This window comes from Janthinobacterium sp. GW823-FHT01H08, from assembly GCF_058797855.1.
In genome coordinates this window covers 5,537,272-5,557,459 of record NZ_CM179504.1, presented here as the reverse complement: position 1 = coordinate 5,557,459, position 20,188 = coordinate 5,537,272, and the positions used below count along the sequence as shown (strand labels likewise).

Sequence of the window (20,188 nt, the reverse complement as noted above, 5' to 3'; positions counted from 1 at the left end):
TATAGTGCAGGCGGCCAGCAGCAGACAGGTCCAGGAAATTTTTTTGAAAGAAAACATGGCGATGGGGGCAGGTGGCGAAAAGTGAAAGATTGTTGCTCTATGGACATAATTATAGGGCTGGCTCATCCAGATGGCAACGTGGCCGCGACGCGGCGACCGTACATGGAAGGAAAGATTGCCGAAATCTTGAGGGTGCGCCACCCCGCCGCGCCCGAGGCACGATATCATGGCAGGCTTGCGGTATCGGCTGGTGGCGAATTGCCTGCAGCCCATACTGTCGCTTGAATCGCGCTTGCCGGCTATGGTGTAAACTTAAACTATGCAGATCTATTTCTTTTTCATCGCCGCCCTGTTGTATGCGGCGTGCGCGGTGCTTCCCTCGTCCCGTGCCCGGCTCATTGCCGGCCTGACCGGCGTCGCCTGGCTGGCGCACGCCGCCACCCTGTGGTTCGACCTGATGGCGCCGGGCACCTTGCGCTTCGGTTTTTCCGCCATGCTGTCGGCCGCGCTATGGGTTTCGGTCGGCGCCTACTGGATAGAGAACCGCAATTTCAGCCTGGACGGACTGCGCCGCATGGTCATGCCCAGCGCCGTCATCGCCATCGGCCTGGCCTGGGCCTTTCCCGGCAGCCAGGTCAGCATGGAAGGCAAGTCGGCTGTCTTCGGCTGGCATATCGCCGTGGCCGTGCTCGCCTACAGCACCTTGACGATCGCCGCCTTTCACGCCGTGCTGATGGCGCTGCAGGAATCGCGGCTGCATACGCGCAGTGAAAGCCGCGGCTTCATCGGCAGCGCGCTGGACCAGCTGCCAGCCTTGCTGACGATGGAAAAGCTGCTGTTCCGCATGATTGGCCTCGGTTTTATTTTGCTCAGCCTGACCGTACTGTCGGGCATCGTGTTCTCCGAGCAATTATTTGGCAAGGCGCTCAACTGGGATCACAAATCCGTGTTTACCATGCTGTCGTGGCTATTGTTTGCCGCCCTGCTGGCGGGCCGCCGCTTTCGCGGCTGGCGCGGCAAGACGGCCCTGAGCTTCACCCTGGCCGGTTTCGCCACCTTGCTGCTGGCCTATGTCGGCAGCCGTTTTGTACTGGAAGTGGTTTTACACCGAGGATTCGCATGACACGTGTTTTATTCTGGCTGGCGCTGGTGTTCCTGGTGCTGTTTGCTATCCGCAGCAAGATCCGGGGCATGCAGCAGCGCGCCCGCGCGCAGCAGCCGCCGAATCCGTTTGCGCCGCCGGGCCGGCCGCAGGAATTGCCCGATGCCGAGCTGATGCTGTGCTGCGCCCATTGCGGCGTCTACTATCCGGCCTCGGAAAACGTGCAGGCCAAGGGTCACGATTACTGCAGCCACGCGCACGCCACCGTGTAAGGGCAAGCGCGCAGCTTCGCGCGCGTTGCTCATCCGTATCGTAACGACCTCCGGCATTCGTCCGGCGTAGCATCTGCAGCAGGCGGTTCGCCACCGCCATTGCAGAAAGGCGCGCTCCCATGTCCAGTCCCCGCACCAGCCAGCAGACCGTGACCACCACCGGCATGCCGCCGGCGCCGCAACTGAGCGGTAATTCCTTGCCCATGCAGGCGCTGCGCGCGCAGATAAGCCGCATCGCCCGCTGCGGCGCGCCGGTGGCCATCCGCGGCGAATCGGGCACGGGCAAGGAACTGGCGGCGCGCGCCATCCATGCGCAGGGCGCGCGCGCCGGCTTCCCGTTTATCGCCGTCAACTGCGGCGCCATACCCGAAGCGCTGATGGAAGCGGAATTCTTTGGCTGCCGCCCGGGCGCCTACACGGGCGCGCTGCACGAGCGCCAGGGCTTGTTCCAGGCGGCCCATGGCGGCAGCCTGCTGCTCGACGAAGTTGACGACCTGCCGCTGGCCATGCAGGTGAAACTGTTGCGCGTGCTGCAGGAGCGCCGCGTGCGCAAGCTGGGCGGCAGTGCCGACGAAGCCGTCGATGTGCGCATCCTGTGCGCCAGCCAGCATGGCCTGGCGCGCGGCGTGGCCGCCGGCACCTTTCGCCAGGATCTGTTTTACCGCCTCAATGTGATCGAACTGGCGCTGCCGCCGTTGCGCGAACGGCGCGGCGATCTGCAGGTATTATGTGAGGTGATCCTGGCGCGCCTGTCGCCACGCCGGGCCGTGAGCCTGGCGCCGCCCGTGCTGGCGGCCCTGGCCGCGTATGCGTTTCCCGGCAATGTGCGCGAACTGGAAAACGTGCTGGAGCGGGCGCTGGCCTTTGCCGACGGCGGCGTGATCGCGCTCGACGGGCTGGCCTTGCCATCCGCGCCGGGCAGCATGCCGTTGCGGGCGGCGCCGGCATTGCCGGACTTGCCGGAACGGCAACTGTGCCTGCCCGGCATGGCGGCATATGGCGTGGGCCCGGTCCTGCCGCTGGACGTGTATTTGCGTCAGGCCGAGCGCGACATGATCATGCAGGCGCTGGTCCAGGCGCGTTATCACCGCGCGCGGGCGGCGCGTCAGCTGGGCCTGAGCGTGCGCCAGTTGCGTTACCGCATGCAGAAATTGACGATACAGGAAGCATTACTTGATGAGCGGATGGACGATAGATGAAGACGGCTGGTGCGACGGCGCGCTGCGCTATGACTCGCCGTACTGTGATGCGCGTCCGGACGGTGCGCAAGTCGACTTGCTGGTGATTCATAACATCAGCTTGCCGGGTGGCCGCTTTGGCGGGCCGCATGTGTCGGACTTGTTTACGGGCCGGGTAGATTATAATGCCGATCCTTCTTTCGCCGACCTGCGTGGCTTGCAGGTGTCGGCGCACTTTTTTGTGCGGCGCGATGGTGCGTTGTTGCAATATGTTTCTACTGATCAACGTGCCTGGCATGCGGGCGCGTCCGTGTTCGAAGGACGCCCGCAGTGCAATGGCTATTCCATCGGTATCGAAATGGAGGGCGCGGACGATGTGCCTTTCCAGCGGCGGCAATACCATGTGCTGGCGGCGCTGACGGCGGCGCTGGTGGCGCGCCACGGGCTGTCCCATGTGCGCGGCCACGAGCATATCGCACCGGGAAGGAAGACGGATCCGGGGCCGTTTTTTGACTGGCATTTTTATCAAGAGTGCTGGCTGGAAACCCTGCGCGGGCAGCCTGCGTTAGCGCTTACTTCGCGGGGATTGGGCTTTCCATCCATGCCCTGAAAAGTCAACCGAAATCGTATATGAAAATACAAAAAATTACGCCGGCGGATGCTGGAAAACTATTGCATCGCCCTTCGATGGGCACTACAATTAGTGCAGAAGTTGGATGTAAAGACTATATCTAGTGCCATCACAGACGTTTTCAGAATTATTATCAAAGCTACCCAGATTGCTGATAAAGCACTGGAACTGGCGGTTTATCACCCTTGATCGTGTTTCGCGCCAGCCGGGCAGTACGGTGTGGCGCTATGGATACTGACCTGTTTTATGCATTATAAATTTACTATTTAGCAACAAATACCTGAAAAAACCCTGACCATCGGGCGTTCTATTCAACAACACACGCGGCAGCAAAACTGCAGGCTGACTTTAGCTGACAACGGGAGCTTCAATGCAATCACCACAAGATATTTCCATCCATCCAACGCCAGTATCGCCAGCGCCAGGCGCGGCCAACAGCGTGGCGAGCACGGGCGCGGCATTGGGCGACTATCGCATCATCCGCCGCAACGGCGCGGTGGTGGCATTTGAGCCTTCGAAGATCGCCATCGCCATGACCAAGGCGTTTTTGGCCGTTAACGGCGGCCAGGGCGCCGCCTCGGCACGCATCCGCGAACTGGTGGAGCAACTGACGGACGGCGTCGTCGCCGCGCTGGTGCGCCGCCATCCGGGCGGCGGCACCTTCCATATCGAAGACGTGCAAGACCAGGTGGAACTGTCGCTGATGCGTTCGGGCGAGCACGACGTGGCGCGTGCCTACGTGCTGTACCGCGCCAAGCACATGGAAGAGCGCCGCCTGCAGAAGGAAGCGCAAGGCGCGTCCGCACAAGTTTCCGCACCACAATTAAATGTCACCGACAACGGCGTGCGCCGCCTGCTGGACATGCAGGAAGTGCGCGACCTGATCAACGCCGCCTGCGCCGGCCTGGAAAAGCACGTCGATGCCGACGCCATCCTGGCTGAAACGGTGAAGAACCTGTACGACGGCGTGCCCGTCGAAGAGCTGCACAAGTCGGCCATCCTGGCGGCGCGCGCGCTGATGGAAAAAGACCCGGCCTACAGCCAGGTCACGGCCCGCATCCTGCTGCACACGGTGCGCAAGGAAGTGTTCGGCAAGGAAGTGCCGCAAGCGGCCGCCGCCGCCGAATACCTGACGTATTTCCCGCAATATATCGCCAAGGGCATCGCCGCCGAGCTGCTGAATCCGGTGCTCGCCAGTTTCGACCTGGAGCGCCTGGCCAAAGCCATCGTCGCCGACCGCGACTTGCAATTCGGCTACATCGGCCTGCAAACCCTGTACGACCGCTACTTCCTGCACATCCAGGACGTGCGCATCGAAATGCCGCAGGCGTTCTACATGCGCGTGGCCATGGGCCTGGCGCTGAACGAGGCGGACCGCGAAGCGCGCGCCATCGAGTTCTACAGCCTGCTGTCCTCGTTCGACTTCATGAGCTCGACCCCGACCCTGTTCAATTCGGGCACCCTGCGCTCGCAGCTGTCGTCGTGCTACCTGAGCACCGTCTCCGATGACCTCGAAGGCATCTACGACGCCATCAAGGACAACGCGCTGCTGGCCAAGTTCGCCGGCGGCCTGGGTAACGACTGGACGCCGGTGCGCGCCCTGGGCGCCCACATCAAGGGCACCAACGGCAAGTCGCAAGGCGTGGTGCCGTTCCTGAAAGTGGTCAACGACACGGCCGTGGCAGTCAACCAGGGCGGCAAGCGCAAGGGCGCCGTCTGCGCCTACCTGGAAACCTGGCACATGGACATCGAGGAATTCCTCGACCTGCGCAAGAACACGGGCGATGACCGCCGCCGCACGCACGACATGAACACGGCGAACTGGATTCCCGACATGTTCATGAAGCGCGTCATGGAAAAAGGCGATTGGACCCTGTTCTCGCCGTCGGACACGCCTGACTTGCACGACAAGGTCGGCAAGGCTTTTGAACAGGCTTACCTGGGCTACGAAGCCAAGGCCGCCGCCGGCGAAATCCGCGTCTTCAAGAAGATCGCGGCGCTGGACCTGTGGCGCAAGATGCTGTCGATGCTGTTTGAAACGGGCCACCCATGGATCACGTTCAAGGATCCTTGCAACATCCGCAGCCCGCAGTCGCACGTCGGCGTCGTCCACAGCTCGAACCTGTGCACGGAAATCACGCTGAACACGGGCCCTGACGAAATCGCCGTCTGCAACCTCGGTTCCGTGAACATGCCGGCGCACATGAAGGAAGGTAAGCTCGATCACGTCAAGCTGGCCAAGACCATCCGCACCGCCATGCGCATGCTGGACAACGTCATCGACATCAATTACTACGCCGTCGGCAAGGCGCGCAACTCGAACATGCGCCACCGTCCGGTCGGCATGGGCATCATGGGCTTCCAGGACTGCCTGCACATGATGCGCGTGCCGTTCGCCTCGGACGCCGCCGTGTCGTTTGCCGACACCTCGATGGAAGCCGTCTGCTACTACGCCTACCTGGCGTCGACGGAACTGGCCGAAGAGCGCGGCCGCTATGAATCGTACGCCGGTTCGCTGTGGGACCGCGGCATCCTGCCGCAAGACTCGGTCAAATTGCTGGCCGAAGAGCGCGGCGGTTACCTGGAAGTCGATTCCTCGTCGGCCATGGACTGGACGCCGGTGCGCGAGCGCATCGCCAAGTTCGGCATGCGCAACTCGAACTGCGTGGCGATCGCCCCGACGGCGACGATTTCGAACATCATCGGCGTCTCGGCCTGTATCGAGCCGACGTTCCAGAACCTGTACGTGAAATCGAACCTGTCGGGCGAATTCACCGAGATCAACGGTTACCTGGTGCGCGACCTGAAGGCGCGCGACCTGTGGGATGAAGTCATGATCTCGGACCTGAAATACTTCGACGGCTCGCTGGTGAAGATCGACCGCATCCCGCAAGACCTGCGCGACATCTACGCCACCGCCTTTGAAGTGTCGCCAAGCTGGCTGGTGGAAGCGGCTTCGCGTCGCCAGAAGTGGATCGACCAGGCCCAGTCGCTGAACATCTACATGGCTGGCGCTTCGGGCAAGAAACTCGACGAGACCTACAAGCTGGCATGGCTGCGTGGCCTGAAAACCACCTACTACCTGCGCACCATCGCCGCCACCCACATGGAGAAATCGACTTCCAAGACGGGCGCGCTGAACGCCGTGGCAGTCGACGGCGGCATGTCGGCCAGCGCACAGAGCGCCCAGGCAGCCGTTGTGGCGGCAGCAGCAGTGACCGTGGCGCCGGTAGTGGCAGCGGCGGCGGATGACGCCGATGGCGAAGCCTGCTATCTGCGTCCCGGTGATGACGGTTTCGAAGAGTGCGAAGCCTGCCAGTAAGATTTTAGTTGTCAGCCCAGAACTTCTGGGCTGATTCAATGTTGTCAATGTCCGCATTGTCCGATTCAACGGGCCTGTTGCGGATCGCCGGCTCGCCGGCATGGAAAGGAAGAAGAATATGTCGTTGTCTTGGGATGATGAAACCACGTCGGCAGCTGTGCCGCGTCCGGCGCAGCAAGCGCCGTTGGGAAATACCGATTTGAACCTGCCGGCCGGCGCCGAGCCGTCCGAAGCGAACGCCGAGCAAGTGGCGCGCCGCGTGAATGCCGACGACAAGCGCATCATCAACGGCAAGACGGACGTCAACCAGCTGGTGCCGTTCAAGTACAAGTGGGCGTGGGACAAATACCTGGCCGGCTGCGCCAACCACTGGATGCCGCAGGAAGTGAACATGCAGCGCGATATCGAGCTGTGGAAAAACCCGAACGGCCTGACGGACGACGAGCGCCGCCTGGTCAAGCGCAACCTGGGCTTCTTTGTTACCGCCGACTCGCTGGCCGCCAACAACATCGTGCTGGGCACCTACCGCCACATCACGGCGCCCGAGTGCCGCCAGTACCTGCTGCGCCAGGCGTTCGAGGAAGCGATCCACACGCACGCCTACCAGTACATCGTCGAATCGCTGGGTCTGGACGAAGGCGAGATATTCAACGCCTACAACGAAGTCAAGTCGATCCGCGACAAGGATGAATTCCTGATCCCGTTCATCAACACCCTGACCGACCCGGCCTTCGTTACCGGCACGGTGGAAAACGACCAGAAGCTGCTCAAATCCCTGATCGTGTTTGCCTGCCTGATGGAAGGCCTGTTCTTCTACGTCGGCTTCACGCAGATCCTGGCGCTGGGCCGCCAGAACAAGATGATGGGCGCGGCCGAGCAGTACCAGTACATCCTGCGCGACGAATCGATGCACTGCAACTTCGGCATCGACTTGATCAACACGATCAAGATGGAAAACCCGCAGCTGTGGACGGCCGCCTTCCGCGAAGAGATCAAGGACCTGTTCATGAAGGCCGTGGAACTGGAATACGCGTACGCGGAAGACACCATGCCGCGCGGCGTGCTGGGTCTGAACGCGCCGATGTTCAAGGGCTATTTGCGCTTCATCGCCAACCGCCGCGCGCAGCAGATCGGCATCGAGCCGCTGTTCGCCCAGGAAGAAAATCCATTCCCGTGGATGAGCGAGATGATCGACATGAAGAAGGAACGCAACTTCTTCGAGACCCGCGTGACCGAGTATCAAACGGGTGGTGCGCTGAACTGGGAGTAATCCTTTTTCAGGCTACGCCAACAAGCGCCGTCATCGTGACGGCGCTTTTTTTTTGCGTGCGTGGCGGCGCAAAAATGCGCGCATCATCGGTGCATGCGACGAGGCCTGCGCCAGGATTTCCGGATGCCGCGCATGGCCGCATCGCACACCCGAAAAAGCATTTCCGGAGACGCTGGCGGCGGCATTTGCCGCGCGATTGTGCGATAGCACGCGTATCGTGCAAAAAAGCGGGCGAAAACGTGTCGTGCCGGTTGCGCATTGACAAGGTTTTCGTGTACTTTATGAGATTGCAAATGCGAGCGTTAGAATGCGGGGTTTTTTAACCAGCGCGGTAGCGAAAAAACCTCGCAAAACAGGGATACAGATTTACACGGATATGCACAAAACCACACCGTTTTCGTCTGCCGCCGTGCCCGAATTTTTTCAGGCATGGCGGTTTTTTATTTGACGCATCGGTGTTGTGGCGAGCGCGATGCGAGGAGCGAAAAAACGCACGGCATCGAAAACGAATGACCGAATTCAGACTTTGCCACCAGCTGCGAGATAAAGCAGGGTGGCACCGACGATGGCTGAAGTGCTGCAAACGTGAGGAGTTGCAGCAGTTCAGCTGGTGCCGAATTCATTAGCGCAAACGACCGTTTGTGCCGATGAATAATTCGCCTGGCCTATCCCTGTGGTGGGTCGGACGGGTTTAAATCTTGTAGCTTAAATTTCTCATCTCAGATGAAGGAGAGACAAATGGCAACAGCCGCTAAGAAATCAGAAGTAAAGAAACCAGCCGCCAAGGCTGCTCCTGCCGCGAAGAAGCCGGCAGCCGCAGCGAAGACGGTTGCCGCTAAACCAGCTGCCAAAGCCGCAGCGAAACCAGCAGCAAAACCGGCCGCCAAAGCCGCAGCCAAGCCTGCAGCAAAAGTGGCTGCCAAGCCAGTAGCGAAAGCCGCAGCCAAACCAGCGGCCAAGCCAGCAGCAAAAGCCGCAGCAAAACCTGCAGCCAAGGCAGCAGCCAAGCCTGTAGCGAAAAAAGCCGCAGCCAAACCAGCGGCCAAGCCAGCAGCAAAAGCCGCGGCAAAACCAGCCGCCAAAGCAGCGGCCAAGCCAGCAGTGAAAAAAGCCGCAGCGAAACCTGTAGCCAAGGCAGCATCCAAGCCGGCCGCCAAGGCAGCAGTCAAGCCAGCAGCGAAAAAAGCCGCAGCAAAACCTGCAGCCAAGCCGGCCGCCAAAGCCGCAGCGAAGCCAGCAGCAAAAGCTGTCGCCAAGCCAGCAGTGAAAAAAGCCGCAGCGAAACCTGCAGCCAAGGCAGCAGCGAAGCCGGCCGCCAAAGCGGCCGCCAAGCCAGCAGCGAAAAAAGTCGTCGCCAAGGCAGCAGCCAAGCCAGCAGCCAAGGCAGCGACCAAGCCAGCAGCAAAAGCAGCAGCGAAGCCAGCGGCAAAAGCGGCAGCCAAGCCAGCGGCCAAGGTCGCAGCGAAGCCGGCAGCCAAGCCAGCAACTAAGGCAGCAGCCAAGCCAGCGGCCAAGGTAGCGGCGAAGCCAGCAGCCAAGGCAGCAACGAAGGCCGCAGCCAAGCCAGCAGCCAAGGTGGCAGCGAAGCCGGCAGCAAAAGCGGCAGCCAAGCCAGCGGCCAAGGTCGCAGCGAAGCCAGCCGCCAAAGCAGCAGCGAAACCTGCCGCCAAGGTAGCAGCAAAACCTGCAGCCAAGCCAGCGGCCAAGGTAGCAGCGAAGCCGGCAGCAAAAGTTGCAGCCAAGCCAGCGGCCAAGCCGGCAGCAAAAGCAGCAGCGAAACCTGCCGCCAAGCCAGCCGCAGCACCAGTCGTGGCAGCCGCACCAGCAGCAGCGCCGGCAGCAGCTCCAGCGGCACCAGCCGCCGTGGCCGCCAAGCCAGCCGCCAAGAAGGCCGCGCCTAAAAAGGCCGCACCGAAGAAGGCAGCTCCTGTCGCCAAGCCATCGGCACCTATCGCACCTGTAGCAAAAACCGTGTTGGCACCGGCTGCAGCCTGGCCATTCCCAACCAGCACCCGCCCATCGTAATTCCAACGATACGGGTGCCTGGATGAGGCAACACGCCGCTGTGTGACTCAATCACACAGCGGTTTTTTTTTGGAGAATTAGTCGTGCTGATCGTTATCCTTACATTGATCGTTGATACCATCGCCACCTTGCTGGGCGGCGTGTTGCTGCTGCGCTTCTGGATGCAGGCGGTGCGCGTGCGGCCGCCCTCGTCGGTGGCGCAATTCACGTTTCAATTGTCCGACTGGCTGGTGCGCCCCCTGCGCCGCGTGGTACCGGGCGTGGGCGGGTATGACTGGGCCAGCCTGATCGGCGCCTTCCTGATCGTGCTGCTGGCCAGCTCGGTGCTGTTTATTTCCGGCGCTCCCGTCGAAGTGGTGCTGCTCAAGTCGCTGCAACGCTTCCTGCAATGGATACTCTACGGTTTCATGGCCTTGCTGATCATCGAAGCCATCTTCAGCTGGGTCAACCCGCATGCGCCGCTGGCGCCGTTCGTACGGGCCCTGAACGAGCCGCTGCTGCGTCCGATCCGCAAGGTGGTGCCCCTGGTGGGCAGTCTGGATTTGTCGCTGCTGGTGGCGCTGATCCTGTTGCAGATTGCGCAAGTGCTGGTGGGGATGATTATTGTGCTGCGATGATGGTGATGTGAGGGCGTAGGTTGGCTTAGCGTAGCGTAAGCCGACATCCCCACTTGCCATGCCAGCGATGTTGTCGGATGACGCGCGGTTTACCGCGCCAACCCGACCTGCGACCTACATATTAATAGCGGTAACCGAATGCCGCTTCGAACTGCTCGGCGATGCTCTCCGGCGTAAACACATGGTTTTGCGCGCCCTGGGTGGCGATCTTGATGGCGCCCAGCAAGCTGGCCAGACGGCCGCTGGTTTCCCAGCCCAGGTCGTTGGTGATGCCGAACAGCAAGCCGGCACGGTAGGCGTCGCCGCAACCGGTCGGGTCCAGCACTTCCTTGGCGGTCACGACAGGAATGTCGATGCGCTTGCCGTCCGTATAGATCTCCGACCCTTTTTCGCCACGCGTGACGATCAGCGCTTCCAGGCGGCTGGCGATGTCCGGCAGGGTCAAGCCCGTGCGTTCCATCAACATTTCCATCTCATAATCGTTGGCCGATACATACGTGGCCTTGTTGATGAAGTCGATCAACTGTTCGCCATTGAAGCGTGGCAACTGCTGGCCCGGGTCGAACATGAAGGGAATGCCCAGCTCGGCCAGGTCGGCGGCGTGCTTGAGCATGCCCTGGTCGCCGTCCGGTGAAATGATGGCGACCTTGGCCGGGCCTGCATTGGCGATCGGGTTTTCATGCGCGAACGACATGGCGCCCGGGTGGAAGGCGTTGATCTGGTTGTTGTCCGCATCGGCCGTGACGAAGCACTGCGCGTTGTAACTGTCGGCCTTGATCAGGATGTTGGCGGTGGAAATGCCCAGCTTTTGCAGGCGCTCCAGGTAGGCGGCACTGTCTTGCCCCATCACGCCGACGATGCGCGGGTCGCCGCCCAGCATTTTCAGGCTGTAGGCGATGTTGCCCGAGCAACCGCCGAACTCCGTGCGCATGGTGGGCACGAGGAAGGAGACGTTCACCTTGTGCAGCTGGTCGGCCAGCAGGGATTCGCCGAAGCGGCCAGGGAATTGCATGATGGTGTCGGTGGCAAGCGAGCCGCAGATCAGCGATGTTTTGGTCATGATAGTGCCTGTTAAGGGTAAAAGATGGCGATATGGTAGCCAGACGCCGTGAGCTGGTCTAATGCAAAATACAGTTTGATGGTTTGTTCCGAGCGCGGCGCAAACCCCGTGTTCACGTCGATAGCGGCCGGCAGATAGTCGCGCGGCGCGATCACGCGGCGCAAGAGGGGCTTGTCGTTCGCGTCGTTGAGAATCAGTTCGATGCTGGGCCAGGCTTGCACGCTGCGGCTCTGGTTGCGCAGCAGCGAGACGTAGGAAAACGTCTGTTCCTTCAGGGTCTGCAGCTCGCCCTGCTCGATGGCCAGCGCCTCGATCTGCGCCGGCAAGTCGACCTGGCAGCCGCTGAGCTTGCACAGCGTGACCAGGGTCGGCTTCCACTGCGGAAATTGCGCCGCCAGCGGATTGCGGAAGGTGGTCATTACCTGCAGGAATAATAAAAGCAGCAGTACCACCGAGCCGGCGGCCATGGCCACGCGCAGGGCCTTGCTGCTCTGTTCGCGGCGCCGGCCCTGGGTGACGAAAGCCGGTTCGTCGTCGGCTGGCGGCAGGACCGGTTCTTCCTGCTCATCGGCTGGCGCCGGCGCAACGGCGGCGGGCCGCGGCGTGAAGGCATGGTCGGCCAGCGTGGGTTCGCGGCGCGCGGGGCTGGCTGCGGCAGGCGCAGGCGGCATGGGCTTGTCCAGGCTGACTTTTTCGGTCGCGGGCGCCGCCGCTGCGGCGCCAGTTTCCAGATTCGGTTCGCGGCGGCTGTCGCGCAAATACGTGGCAAAGGCGGGCGCGTCATCGACCTGGCGGCGCTTGAAGGGCGCCATTGGCTGGGGCAACGGTGCTTCGGGCAGCTCGGCCGGTGTTTTTGCCGGTGTTTCTTCGGGGAGTTCGGGCGGTGCGTCGGCTGCTGCCTCTTCAGGCAGGCTGACGTCGAGGTCCAGCTCGATGTGCTCGCCATCGTCCGCGTCGTCCTTGAGCTTCGCCGTTTCCGGCAGGATGCCAAACGGGTCAAACGAGGTGTCGAAGTCGAGGGAGTAGATGGGTTCGTCGTCCGTGGCGGACGGCAGGCTGTTGTCGGCCAGATAACTGCTTGACGGCGGGGCGGCAGTACCGGGAGCGGATGTTAAAAACGGCGATGCCGCGGCTGGATCGACCAGCGCGGCATTGCCGTCAAACACTTCCCTGCACGTGCCACAGCGCACGATGCCCCCACGTAACTTCAACTGGTCAGCAGCGACCCGAAATATCGTGTTGCAATGGGGGCATTTGGTGGCGAGGGCCATTGCTGTGCTTATGCACCTTCCGCGCGGGGCGCAGGCGCTTGCGTTGCACCCAGGCGGCCATGCAGGGCCACCCAGCCGTCTTGCTCGGCCCATACGCCCAGCTCGATGAATGGCGCGTAGGCAGCGGCCACTTCTTCCGCCTGGCGTGCCAGCACGCCGGACAGGATCAGCGCGCCGCCGTCGGCGACACGGCCCGAGAGCATCGGCGCCATCAGCTTCAATGGGCTCGACAGGATATTGGCGACGACGATGTCAAACTTGGCCGTGGCGTGTGCCGACGTGGCAAACGTGTCTGGCAAGAAATATTCGATCTCGCACTGGTTGCGCTCGGCATTGTCGCGCGCCGATTCGATCGCTTGCGGGTCGATATCGACGCCGGCCACCGTTTGCGCACCGAGTTTCTTGGCCACCATGGCCAGGATGCCGGAACCGCAACCGTAGTCGAGCACGGTCTTGCCTGGGGCAGGATGGGCTTCCAGCCATTCCATGCACAGACGCGTGGTCGGGTGGCTGCCCGTGCCGAAGGCCAGGCCCGGATCCAGTTCCAGGATCAGGCCGCTTGGGTCCGGTGCCTCGTGCCAGCTGGGCACGACCCAGATATTCTTGCCGATGTGAATCGGGGCGAATTGCGACTGGGTCAAACGCACCCAGTCCTGCTCTTCCACGGGGCGCATGCTAAAGGCGGGCACTTCCGTCATGCCGACCGCTTGCGCAGCGGCGGCCACGATGGCGGCCTGGTCTGCGTCGACGTCCGTCAGCGCCACCACGCGGCTGCGTTCCCACGCCGCTTCCTTCGGTTCCATGCCGGGCTCGCCAAACAGCGGCTGCTCGGCATCCGTGCCTTCATCGGCGTCTTCCACCGATACCGACAGGGCACCCGCTTCCATCAACGCGTCGGACATGGCCTCGGCGTTGTCACGGGCGATTTCGATGACGATTTCCGTCCAGCTCATGCGCCCGCCTTGATTTCGGACTTCTTGGCGATGCTGGGGCTGCCGCCATTCAGGTTCTTGCCCAGGTCCGGCATGTCGGCCAGTTTCTGTTCCAGATAGTGAATGTTGGTGCCGCCTTCGATGAAGCGCGCGTCGATCATCAGTTCGCGGTGCAGGGCGATATTCGTGTTGATGCCTTCGACCACCATTTCGGACAGGGCGATCTGCATGCGGCGGATCGCTTGTTCGCGCGTGGCGCCGTAAGCGATCACTTTGCCGATCATCGAGTCGTAATGCGGCGGCACATAGTAGCCGGCGTAGGCGTGCGAGTCGACGCGGATGCCAGGGCCGCCCGGCGCATGCCAGGACACGATCTTGCCTGGCGATGGCGTGAACTTGAACGGGTCTTCCGCATTGATGCGGCACTCGATGGCGTGACCCGACAGCAAGACGTCGCGCTGGCGGAAACGCAGTTTTTCGCCGGCGGCGATGCGGATCTGTTCCTGCACGATGTCGATGCCGGTGATCATCTCGGTGACGGGATGCTCCACTTGCACGCGGGTATTCATTTCAATGAAATAGAACTCGCCGTTTTCGTACAGGAATTCAAACGTGCCGGCGCCGCGGTAGCCGATCTTGCGGCATGCTTCGGCGCAACGGTCGCCAATTTTCTCGATCAGTTTGCGCGGGATGCCCGGCGCTGGTGCTTCTTCGATCACTTTCTGGTGGCGGCGCTGCATGGAGCAGTCGCGCTCGCCCAGCCAGACGGCGTTCTTGTGTTCGTCGGCGAGGATCTGGATTTCCACGTGGCGCGGATTTTCCAGGTACTTCTCCATATACACTTCAGGGTTGCCGAAAGCCGTGCCCGCTTCCGTCTTGGTCATCGCCACGGCGTTGATCAGGGCCGCTTCCGTGTGCACCACGCGCATGCCGCGTCCGCCACCGCCGCCGGCGGCCTTGATGATGACCGGGTAACCGATCTTGCGGGCAATTTGCACGATCGCTTTCGGATCGTCCGGCAACGCGCCTTCGGAGCCGGGTACGCACGGTACGCCAGCCTTGATCATGGTTTGCTTGGCCGATACTTTATCGCCCATCAGACGGATCGATTCGGAGCGGGGGCCGATGAAGACGAAGCCCGATTTCTCGACGCGTTCGGCAAAGTCGGCATTTTCCGACAGGAAGCCGTAGCCTGGGTGAATCGCTTGCGCATCCGTCACTTCAGCGGCGCTGATAATGGCGGGCATGTTCAGGTAGCTCAGGGTCGACTGTGCCGGACCGATACAAACGGATTCGTCGGCCAGCTTGACGTATTTCGCGTCCTTGTCGGCTTCGGAGTGGACTACAACCGTTTTAATGCCCATTTCGCGGCAGGCGCGCTGAATACGGAGGGCAATTTCACCACGGTTGGCAATCAGGATTTTTTCAAACATGGTAGGTTCGCGTATGTCTGTGAGAGCCGGCGAGCCGGCGAAACAACAAGTGTGAGGGGCTAAAACTGCAAACGGCCGTTGCCGGCCGTGTGGACTGGGTTTTAGCCGATCACAAACAAGGGTTGACCGAATTCGACCGGTTGGCCGTTTTCGACCAGGATCTGGGTCACGACGCCGGCTTTATCGGAGTCGATTTCATTCAGGAGCTTCATCGCTTCGATGATGCACAGGGTATCACCTTCCTTGACGGTCGAGCCCACTTCAACATAGGCGGCGCTGCCAGGAGCGGAGGAACGGTAGAAGGTACCGACCATCGGCGACTTGACCACATAGCCCGTTGGCTCGGCGGCGACCACGACGGCAGGTGCCGCAGCGGGAGCGGCGGCTGGCGCGGCTGGCTGGTATTGGGCTTGCATGCCTTGCGGCTGCATCATGACCATCTGGTTTTGCGGCATGGCCGACGATTTGACGATGCGAACCTTGCTTTCGCCTTCGGTAACTTCCAGCTCTGCGATATCCGATTCGGCGACCAGGTCGATCAAGGTCTTGAGTTTTCGTAGATCCATGTAAAACCCCTAGGAATGTAGTTTGTTTTATGAGTGATGCGGTGATGTCCAAGAGCCTATCGCCGCGCTAAATGCGTGCAGATCGCGTAGATTAACGTTTTTTAAGCGCAAAGTCGATGGCAAACCGATATCCATCGATACCTAGCCCGCAGATCGTCCCCTGCGCGATCGCGCTGAGAAATGAGTGATGTCGAAACGTTTCGCGTTGATAAATATTCGAGATATGGACTTCCACGAACGGGATGGCGACCCCGGCCAGCGCATCGCGCAAGGCAACACTGGTATGGGTCAGGCCGCCCGGATTGATGACGATGGCATCGATCCCTTCCGCTCGCGCGGCATGGATGCGGTCGATCAGCGCGCCTTCGTGGTTGCTTTGAAAGCAGACCAGGTCGGCACCGGCCGCCATGGCTTGCGCCATTGCTGCCTGTTCGATATCGGCCAAGGTGCTGGCGCCGTAGACCTCAGGCTCGCGCGTTCCCAGCAAATTCAGGTTGGGACCGTTGAGCAGAAGGAGGTTTTTTGCCATGTATGGAAGACCGTTTTAGCGAAAGTTCCGCATTTTGCCGCCAAAGATACGCATTGGCAAGAGAAAAAAGCACGCTCCGAATTTACAATTTATCCAGATCGGCGCGTAACTGATCAAATTTCAAGCGGCCCAGATAGGTCTTTTTGACTTCGCCATCGGCGCCGATCAGCACCGTAAAGGGCAAACCGCCCGTGGCATTGCCAAAATGGCGCGACAGGTCGGTGCCGCTCATGCCGGAGACATACACGGGATAGGCAATCTTGAACTTGCTGGCAAAAGTAGCAATATTGCTGGCCGAATCGATGCCGATGCCGATCACCTGCAGGTTTTTTGCCGCATAGTGGCCTTGCACTTCGGATAACTCCGGCATTTCTTCCACGCAAGGAGGGCACCACGGCGCCCAGAAATTGACCAGCAAATTCTTGCCTTTCCATTGCGACAAGGCTTGCGTGGCGCCCGCCGCGTCCGGCAAGGACAGCGCATACAGCTCGTTGACGGGGCCCGTCGCGCCTGGCGCGATCGTGGTCGTCAGCGGTCCCGCTGCTTTCGCTTTTTCCTTGCTTAAACCGACGTAGGCGCCCATGCCGCCAAACATCAGCGCGACGATGGCGCAGGCGATCCAATTCTTTTTTGTCATAACTTTATCTATATCAATGTTAGTCGGCGGCCGGCACGCCATCGGCAAGGCTGGCGGCCAGCAGGCTGCGCAGCCCGGCGATATCGGTGCGCAGCACCTTGCCGTCCGCCTTGGCTTTCAGCGCGCCGCGCATATCGTCGAGCTCATACATGGCGGCGTGCACGCCTTCGTTTTTCCACAAGAAACTGGCTGTCTCGACCGCATCATAACGCGCTCCCTTGAAATGCGGGCTTTCCGACATGTCGAGCACGACATTTTTATTCAGCAGGAAGATGTGGATTTCCTTGGCGCTCTCGGCAAACAGCTGCAGATAGATCTCGTCATGGGGGCCGGCCGTGCCATTGAGCACGGGGCCGCTGAGCAGGGGATGAAATTGTTGCAACGCTTCCATGACCTGCAGCGCAATCGTGCGCAGCTGGAACAGGCGCGCCGGCTGGCTGTCGGCCAGGAACAGGGCATTGTATTGCCGCACCTGTTCTTCGATCATGTCGTTGTCAGGCAGTACATTGGTCAGGTTCGGCGCGTCACCGAGGACTTGCCGCGCCGCCTTGCGCTTGGCGCTGCCATAGTCGGCGCCATCCTGCGCCACGAGGCGCGCGGCAGCGGCGGCGATTTCCAGGCGCAACTGCGCGCTATCGTCAAATGCATCGTTCGTCATGAGCGAGATGATACTCCGAAGCGGAAAAAGTCATGGCGTCAGGTAAAATCCTGCACTTGCTGTTTTTTATCTCACCGTCTTACTTACTTAAGCGTGCACCTTTCGCACTGATCACATGCATATTCATATTCTCGGTATTTGCGGTACCTTCATGGGCGGCTTGGCTGTCCTGGCCAAGGAAGCCGGCCATAAAGTCACCGGTTGCGATGCCAACGTCTATCCGCCGATGAGCACTCAGCTGGAATCGCAGGGAATCGAACTGATCCAAGGATTCGATCCGGAACAGACCAAGCTGAACCCGGATTTGTATGTGATTGGCAATGTGGTCTCGCGCGGCAACCCGCTGGTGGAAGAAATCCTCAACCGCAGCCTGCCCTATGTATCGGGCCCGCAATGGATCGGCGAACACATTCTGCGCAATCGGTGGGTGCTGGCAGTGGCCGGCACGCATGGCAAGACGACAACATCAGCCATGCTGGCCTGGATACTCGAAGACGCGGGCTACGCGCCGGGCTTCCTGATCGGCGGCGTGCCGATGAATTTTGGCATTTCCGCCCGCCTGTCCGGCAAGATCGACGGCAAGAGCGCCGAGTCGGACTTCTTCGTCATCGAAGCCGACGAATACGATACGGCCTTCTTCGACAAGCGCAGCAAGTTCGTGCATTACCACGCGAAGACGGCCGTCATGAATAACCTGGAATACGATCACGCCGACATCTTCCCCGATCTGCACGCGATCGAGACGCAATTCCACCACCTGGTGCGCACCGTGCCCGGCATCGGCCGCCTCGTGTACAACGGCGACGAAGCGTCGCTGCAGCGCGTGCTGACGCGCGGTTGCTGGAGCGAACAGGAAAGTTTTGGTCAAGATGCCAACTGGCAACTGCAAGAGCAGGCCGATGGCAGCTTCGACGTGTATTTCAATGGCCGGCAGGAAGGCCATGTGGCGTGGGCACTCACGGGCAAGCACAACCGCAGCAATGCGCTGGCCGCCATCGCCGCCGCGCGTCACGTGGGCGTGCCCATTGCCCAGGCGTGCGCTTCGCTGGCCACGTTCGAGAGCGTCAAGCGCCGCATGGAAGTGCGCGGCGTGGTCAACGACATCACCGTGTACGACGATTTCGCGCACCATCCGACGGCCATTGCCACCACCGTGGGCGGTCTGCGCCAAAAAATTGGCGACAGCGGCCGCATCCTGGCCGTGCTGGAACCGCGCTCGAACACCATGAAGCTGGGCGCCATGAAAGAGGCGTTGCCGGGCAGCCTCAAGGATGCGGACCTGGTCTTCGGTTTTGGCGGTCATGCCGCGCTGGGCTGGAGCCTGGGCGACGCGCTGGCGCCGCTGGGCAAGATTGCCAGCGCCTTTGAAGACATCGATACCCTCGTGGCCGCCGTGGCCGCCAGCGCCCGTCCAGGCGACCAGATCGTGGTCATGAGCAACGGCGGCTTTGGCGGCGTGCACCAGAAATTGCTGGAGGCGCTGGGCCGATGATTCTGTACCTGCATGGATTTCGCTCGTCGCCCCTGTCGATGAAGTCGCGCCTGCTGGCCGCGCAGATGCAGGCGCTGGGCCGCGAAGCTGAATGGCTGTGCCCGCAGTTGCCGGCCTCGCCCAAGCTGGCCATTGAATTGGCTTTGTCATTAGTGAAAGACGTGGCGCCGGCCGACCTGACGATTATCGGCTCCTCGCTGGGCGGCTATTACGCCACCTGGCTGGCCGAGCGGCTCGGTTGCCGCGCCGTGCTGCTCAATCCTGCCATCGTGCCCCTGATCGACCTGGAGCAGCATGTGGGCGTGACGACGGAGTTCCATTCGGACAAGCCATTCGAGTTCAAGCGCGAATACATCGCCGAGCTGGGAACCTTTGCTGTAGAGAAAATTACTGAGCCGCAACGCTATTTCCTGATTGCCGCCACCGGCGATGAAGTGCTCGACTACCGCGACATGGTGGCGCATTATCAGGGGGCGCGGCAGTGCGTCATCGACGGCAGCGACCATGGCATCAGCGAATTTGCCGCATACGTGGCGCCCGTGCTGGCCTTTTGCGGCATCGACGCGGACTCTGCCCAGTGAGGCCGGGTTCGCTGCGGCAGGCGCAATGGCATGCGCACGTCAATGCCGTCAATGCGCCGCCGGCCCTGCGCCACTGGCTCACGGGCGGCGGTTCGCTGACGGCCAAGCTGAAAGCGCACAGCCAGGCGTTCCGCGTGCAATGTTTGCATCAGGAAACGGCACGCTGCTTGAGCGACGAGGCCGCCATCATTGGTTTGCACCGCGCGGGCCGGGTATGGGAGCGCGAAGTGCTGTTGCGTTGTGATAACAGACCGGCCGTGTTTGGCCATACCGTCGTGCCCATGCAGGCGACGGCCACGGACTGGCCCCTGTTTTCGGCGCTGGGCGAGCGCTCGCTGGGCACGACGCTGTTTGGCGACCGCATGGTACGCCGCGGTGCACTGGAATTTGCCCGCTTGCGTGCCGGGCACCCGCTGGTGCAGCGGGCGCAGGCGGCACTGGCATTGGAAGGGCGGCGCTTTGATGCCAAGTCGCTGTTTTTTGCCCGCCGCTGCCTGTACCAGCGTCACCAGGGCTTGCTGCTGGTAACAGAAGTATTTTTGCCGGCGGTGCTCGAGTTGACGTCCGTCGCTCGCACCGCTGCAACCGACACACTAATAAACAAAGCATAAT

Annotated in this window: 19 protein-coding genes; 10 read left to right on the top strand and 9 right to left on the bottom strand. The window is 61.3% G+C overall.

Going from position 1 to position 20,188, the window contains the following annotated elements:
* Positions 1-319: 319 nt before the first annotated feature.
* From AC3RCG_RS24920 to AC3RCG_RS24895, 6 genes are all read left to right on the top strand, one after another.
* The gene (locus AC3RCG_RS24920) at positions 320-1,123 is read left to right on the top strand and encodes a cytochrome C assembly family protein (protein WP_070218587.1); all 804 of its coding nucleotides are present in this window, start codon (positions 320-322) and stop codon (positions 1,121-1,123) included.
* Positions 1,120-1,374 carry a PP0621 family protein gene (locus AC3RCG_RS24915; RefSeq protein WP_070218586.1) on the top strand — a complete coding sequence of 85 codons (255 nt, stop codon included), beginning with the start codon at positions 1,120-1,122 and terminating at the stop codon, positions 1,372-1,374. Before AC3RCG_RS24920 ends, AC3RCG_RS24915 begins: the two co-directional genes overlap by 4 nt.
* 119 nt (positions 1,375-1,493) lie before the next feature.
* Complete coding sequence (locus AC3RCG_RS24910) at positions 1,494-2,573, top strand: sigma 54-interacting transcriptional regulator (protein WP_070288602.1); 1,080 nt, start codon at positions 1,494-1,496, stop codon at positions 2,571-2,573.
* The gene (gene ampD, locus AC3RCG_RS24905) at positions 2,551-3,162 is read left to right on the top strand and encodes a 1,6-anhydro-N-acetylmuramyl-L-alanine amidase AmpD (protein ID WP_070310136.1); all 612 of its coding nucleotides are present in this window, start codon (positions 2,551-2,553) and stop codon (positions 3,160-3,162) included. The genes AC3RCG_RS24910 and ampD overlap by 23 nt, the downstream gene beginning before the upstream one ends.
* A 391-nt stretch (positions 3,163-3,553) precedes the next feature.
* Positions 3,554-6,505: a ribonucleoside-diphosphate reductase subunit alpha gene (locus tag AC3RCG_RS24900; RefSeq protein ID WP_492402329.1), complete on the top strand. Its 2,952-nt coding sequence runs from the start codon at positions 3,554-3,556 to the stop codon at positions 6,503-6,505.
* A gap of 118 nt (positions 6,506-6,623) precedes the next feature.
* Positions 6,624-7,775, top strand: coding sequence for a ribonucleotide-diphosphate reductase subunit beta (locus AC3RCG_RS24895; protein WP_070218582.1), 1,152 nt, complete (start codon positions 6,624-6,626; stop codon positions 7,773-7,775).
* Between the two features lie 719 nt (positions 7,776-8,494).
* On the opposite strand, the gene AC3RCG_RS24890 is transcribed toward AC3RCG_RS24895, so the two are convergent.
* A complete protein-coding gene (locus AC3RCG_RS24890; RefSeq protein ID WP_409027843.1) occupies positions 8,495-9,517 on the bottom strand; it encodes a hypothetical protein in 1,023 nt (340 codons plus the stop codon).
* A gap of 366 nt (positions 9,518-9,883) precedes the next feature.
* Here AC3RCG_RS24890 and AC3RCG_RS24885 point away from each other — a divergent pair, with 366 nt between their 5' ends.
* A complete protein-coding gene (locus AC3RCG_RS24885) occupies positions 9,884-10,417 on the top strand; it encodes a YggT family protein (RefSeq protein ID WP_227742044.1) in 534 nt (177 codons plus the stop codon).
* A gap of 121 nt (positions 10,418-10,538) precedes the next feature.
* On the opposite strand, the gene AC3RCG_RS24880 is transcribed toward AC3RCG_RS24885, so the two are convergent.
* The 8 genes from AC3RCG_RS24880 to AC3RCG_RS24845 all read right to left on the bottom strand — a co-directional run bounded on the left by AC3RCG_RS24880 (position 10,539) and on the right by AC3RCG_RS24845 (position 17,503).
* Positions 10,539-11,477, bottom strand: a complete 939-nt coding sequence (locus AC3RCG_RS24880; protein WP_034780255.1) for a carbohydrate kinase family protein — start codon at positions 11,475-11,477, stop codon at positions 10,539-10,541.
* A gap of 11 nt (positions 11,478-11,488) precedes the next feature.
* Complete coding sequence (locus AC3RCG_RS24875; protein ID WP_070290495.1) at positions 11,489-12,748, bottom strand: DUF3426 domain-containing protein; 1,260 nt, start codon at positions 12,746-12,748, stop codon at positions 11,489-11,491.
* A gap of 8 nt (positions 12,749-12,756) precedes the next feature.
* Positions 12,757-13,701 (bottom strand): 50S ribosomal protein L11 methyltransferase, encoded by a 945-nt coding sequence (gene prmA, locus AC3RCG_RS24870; protein ID WP_070222159.1) that lies wholly within the window; start codon positions 13,699-13,701, stop codon positions 12,757-12,759.
* Positions 13,698-15,113, bottom strand: a complete 1,416-nt coding sequence (gene accC, locus AC3RCG_RS24865) for an acetyl-CoA carboxylase biotin carboxylase subunit (protein ID WP_070222157.1) — start codon at positions 15,111-15,113, stop codon at positions 13,698-13,700. The genes prmA and accC overlap by 4 nt, the downstream gene beginning before the upstream one ends.
* A gap of 101 nt (positions 15,114-15,214) precedes the next feature.
* Positions 15,215-15,679: an acetyl-CoA carboxylase biotin carboxyl carrier protein gene (gene accB / locus AC3RCG_RS24860; protein WP_070222155.1), complete on the bottom strand. Its 465-nt coding sequence runs from the start codon at positions 15,677-15,679 to the stop codon at positions 15,215-15,217.
* Between the two features lie 91 nt (positions 15,680-15,770).
* Complete coding sequence (gene aroQ / locus AC3RCG_RS24855) at positions 15,771-16,208, bottom strand: type II 3-dehydroquinate dehydratase (protein ID WP_034746628.1); 438 nt, start codon at positions 16,206-16,208, stop codon at positions 15,771-15,773.
* Positions 16,209-16,290: 82 nt separating this feature from the next.
* Positions 16,291-16,845 (bottom strand): TlpA family protein disulfide reductase, encoded by a 555-nt coding sequence (locus tag AC3RCG_RS24850; protein WP_070222153.1) that lies wholly within the window; start codon positions 16,843-16,845, stop codon positions 16,291-16,293.
* A 19-nt stretch (positions 16,846-16,864) separates the two neighbouring features.
* A complete protein-coding gene (locus AC3RCG_RS24845) occupies positions 16,865-17,503 on the bottom strand; it encodes a hypothetical protein (RefSeq protein WP_070222151.1) in 639 nt (212 codons plus the stop codon).
* Positions 17,504-17,618: 115 nt separating this feature from the next.
* Here AC3RCG_RS24845 and mpl point away from each other — a divergent pair, with 115 nt between their 5' ends.
* From mpl to AC3RCG_RS24830, 3 genes are read left to right on the top strand one after another with little or no spacing between them, the layout of a single operon-like run.
* Complete coding sequence (mpl, locus tag AC3RCG_RS24840) at positions 17,619-18,995, top strand: UDP-N-acetylmuramate:L-alanyl-gamma-D-glutamyl-meso-diaminopimelate ligase (protein ID WP_492402330.1); 1,377 nt, start codon at positions 17,619-17,621, stop codon at positions 18,993-18,995.
* Positions 18,992-19,576, top strand: coding sequence for a YqiA/YcfP family alpha/beta fold hydrolase (locus AC3RCG_RS24835; protein WP_492402331.1), 585 nt, complete (start codon positions 18,992-18,994; stop codon positions 19,574-19,576). The genes mpl and AC3RCG_RS24835 overlap by 4 nt, the downstream gene beginning before the upstream one ends.
* Positions 19,573-20,187, top strand: a complete 615-nt coding sequence (locus AC3RCG_RS24830; protein WP_070222145.1) for a chorismate--pyruvate lyase family protein — start codon at positions 19,573-19,575, stop codon at positions 20,185-20,187. The genes AC3RCG_RS24835 and AC3RCG_RS24830 overlap by 4 nt, the downstream gene beginning before the upstream one ends.
* The last annotated feature ends 1 nt before the right edge of the window (position 20,188 follow it).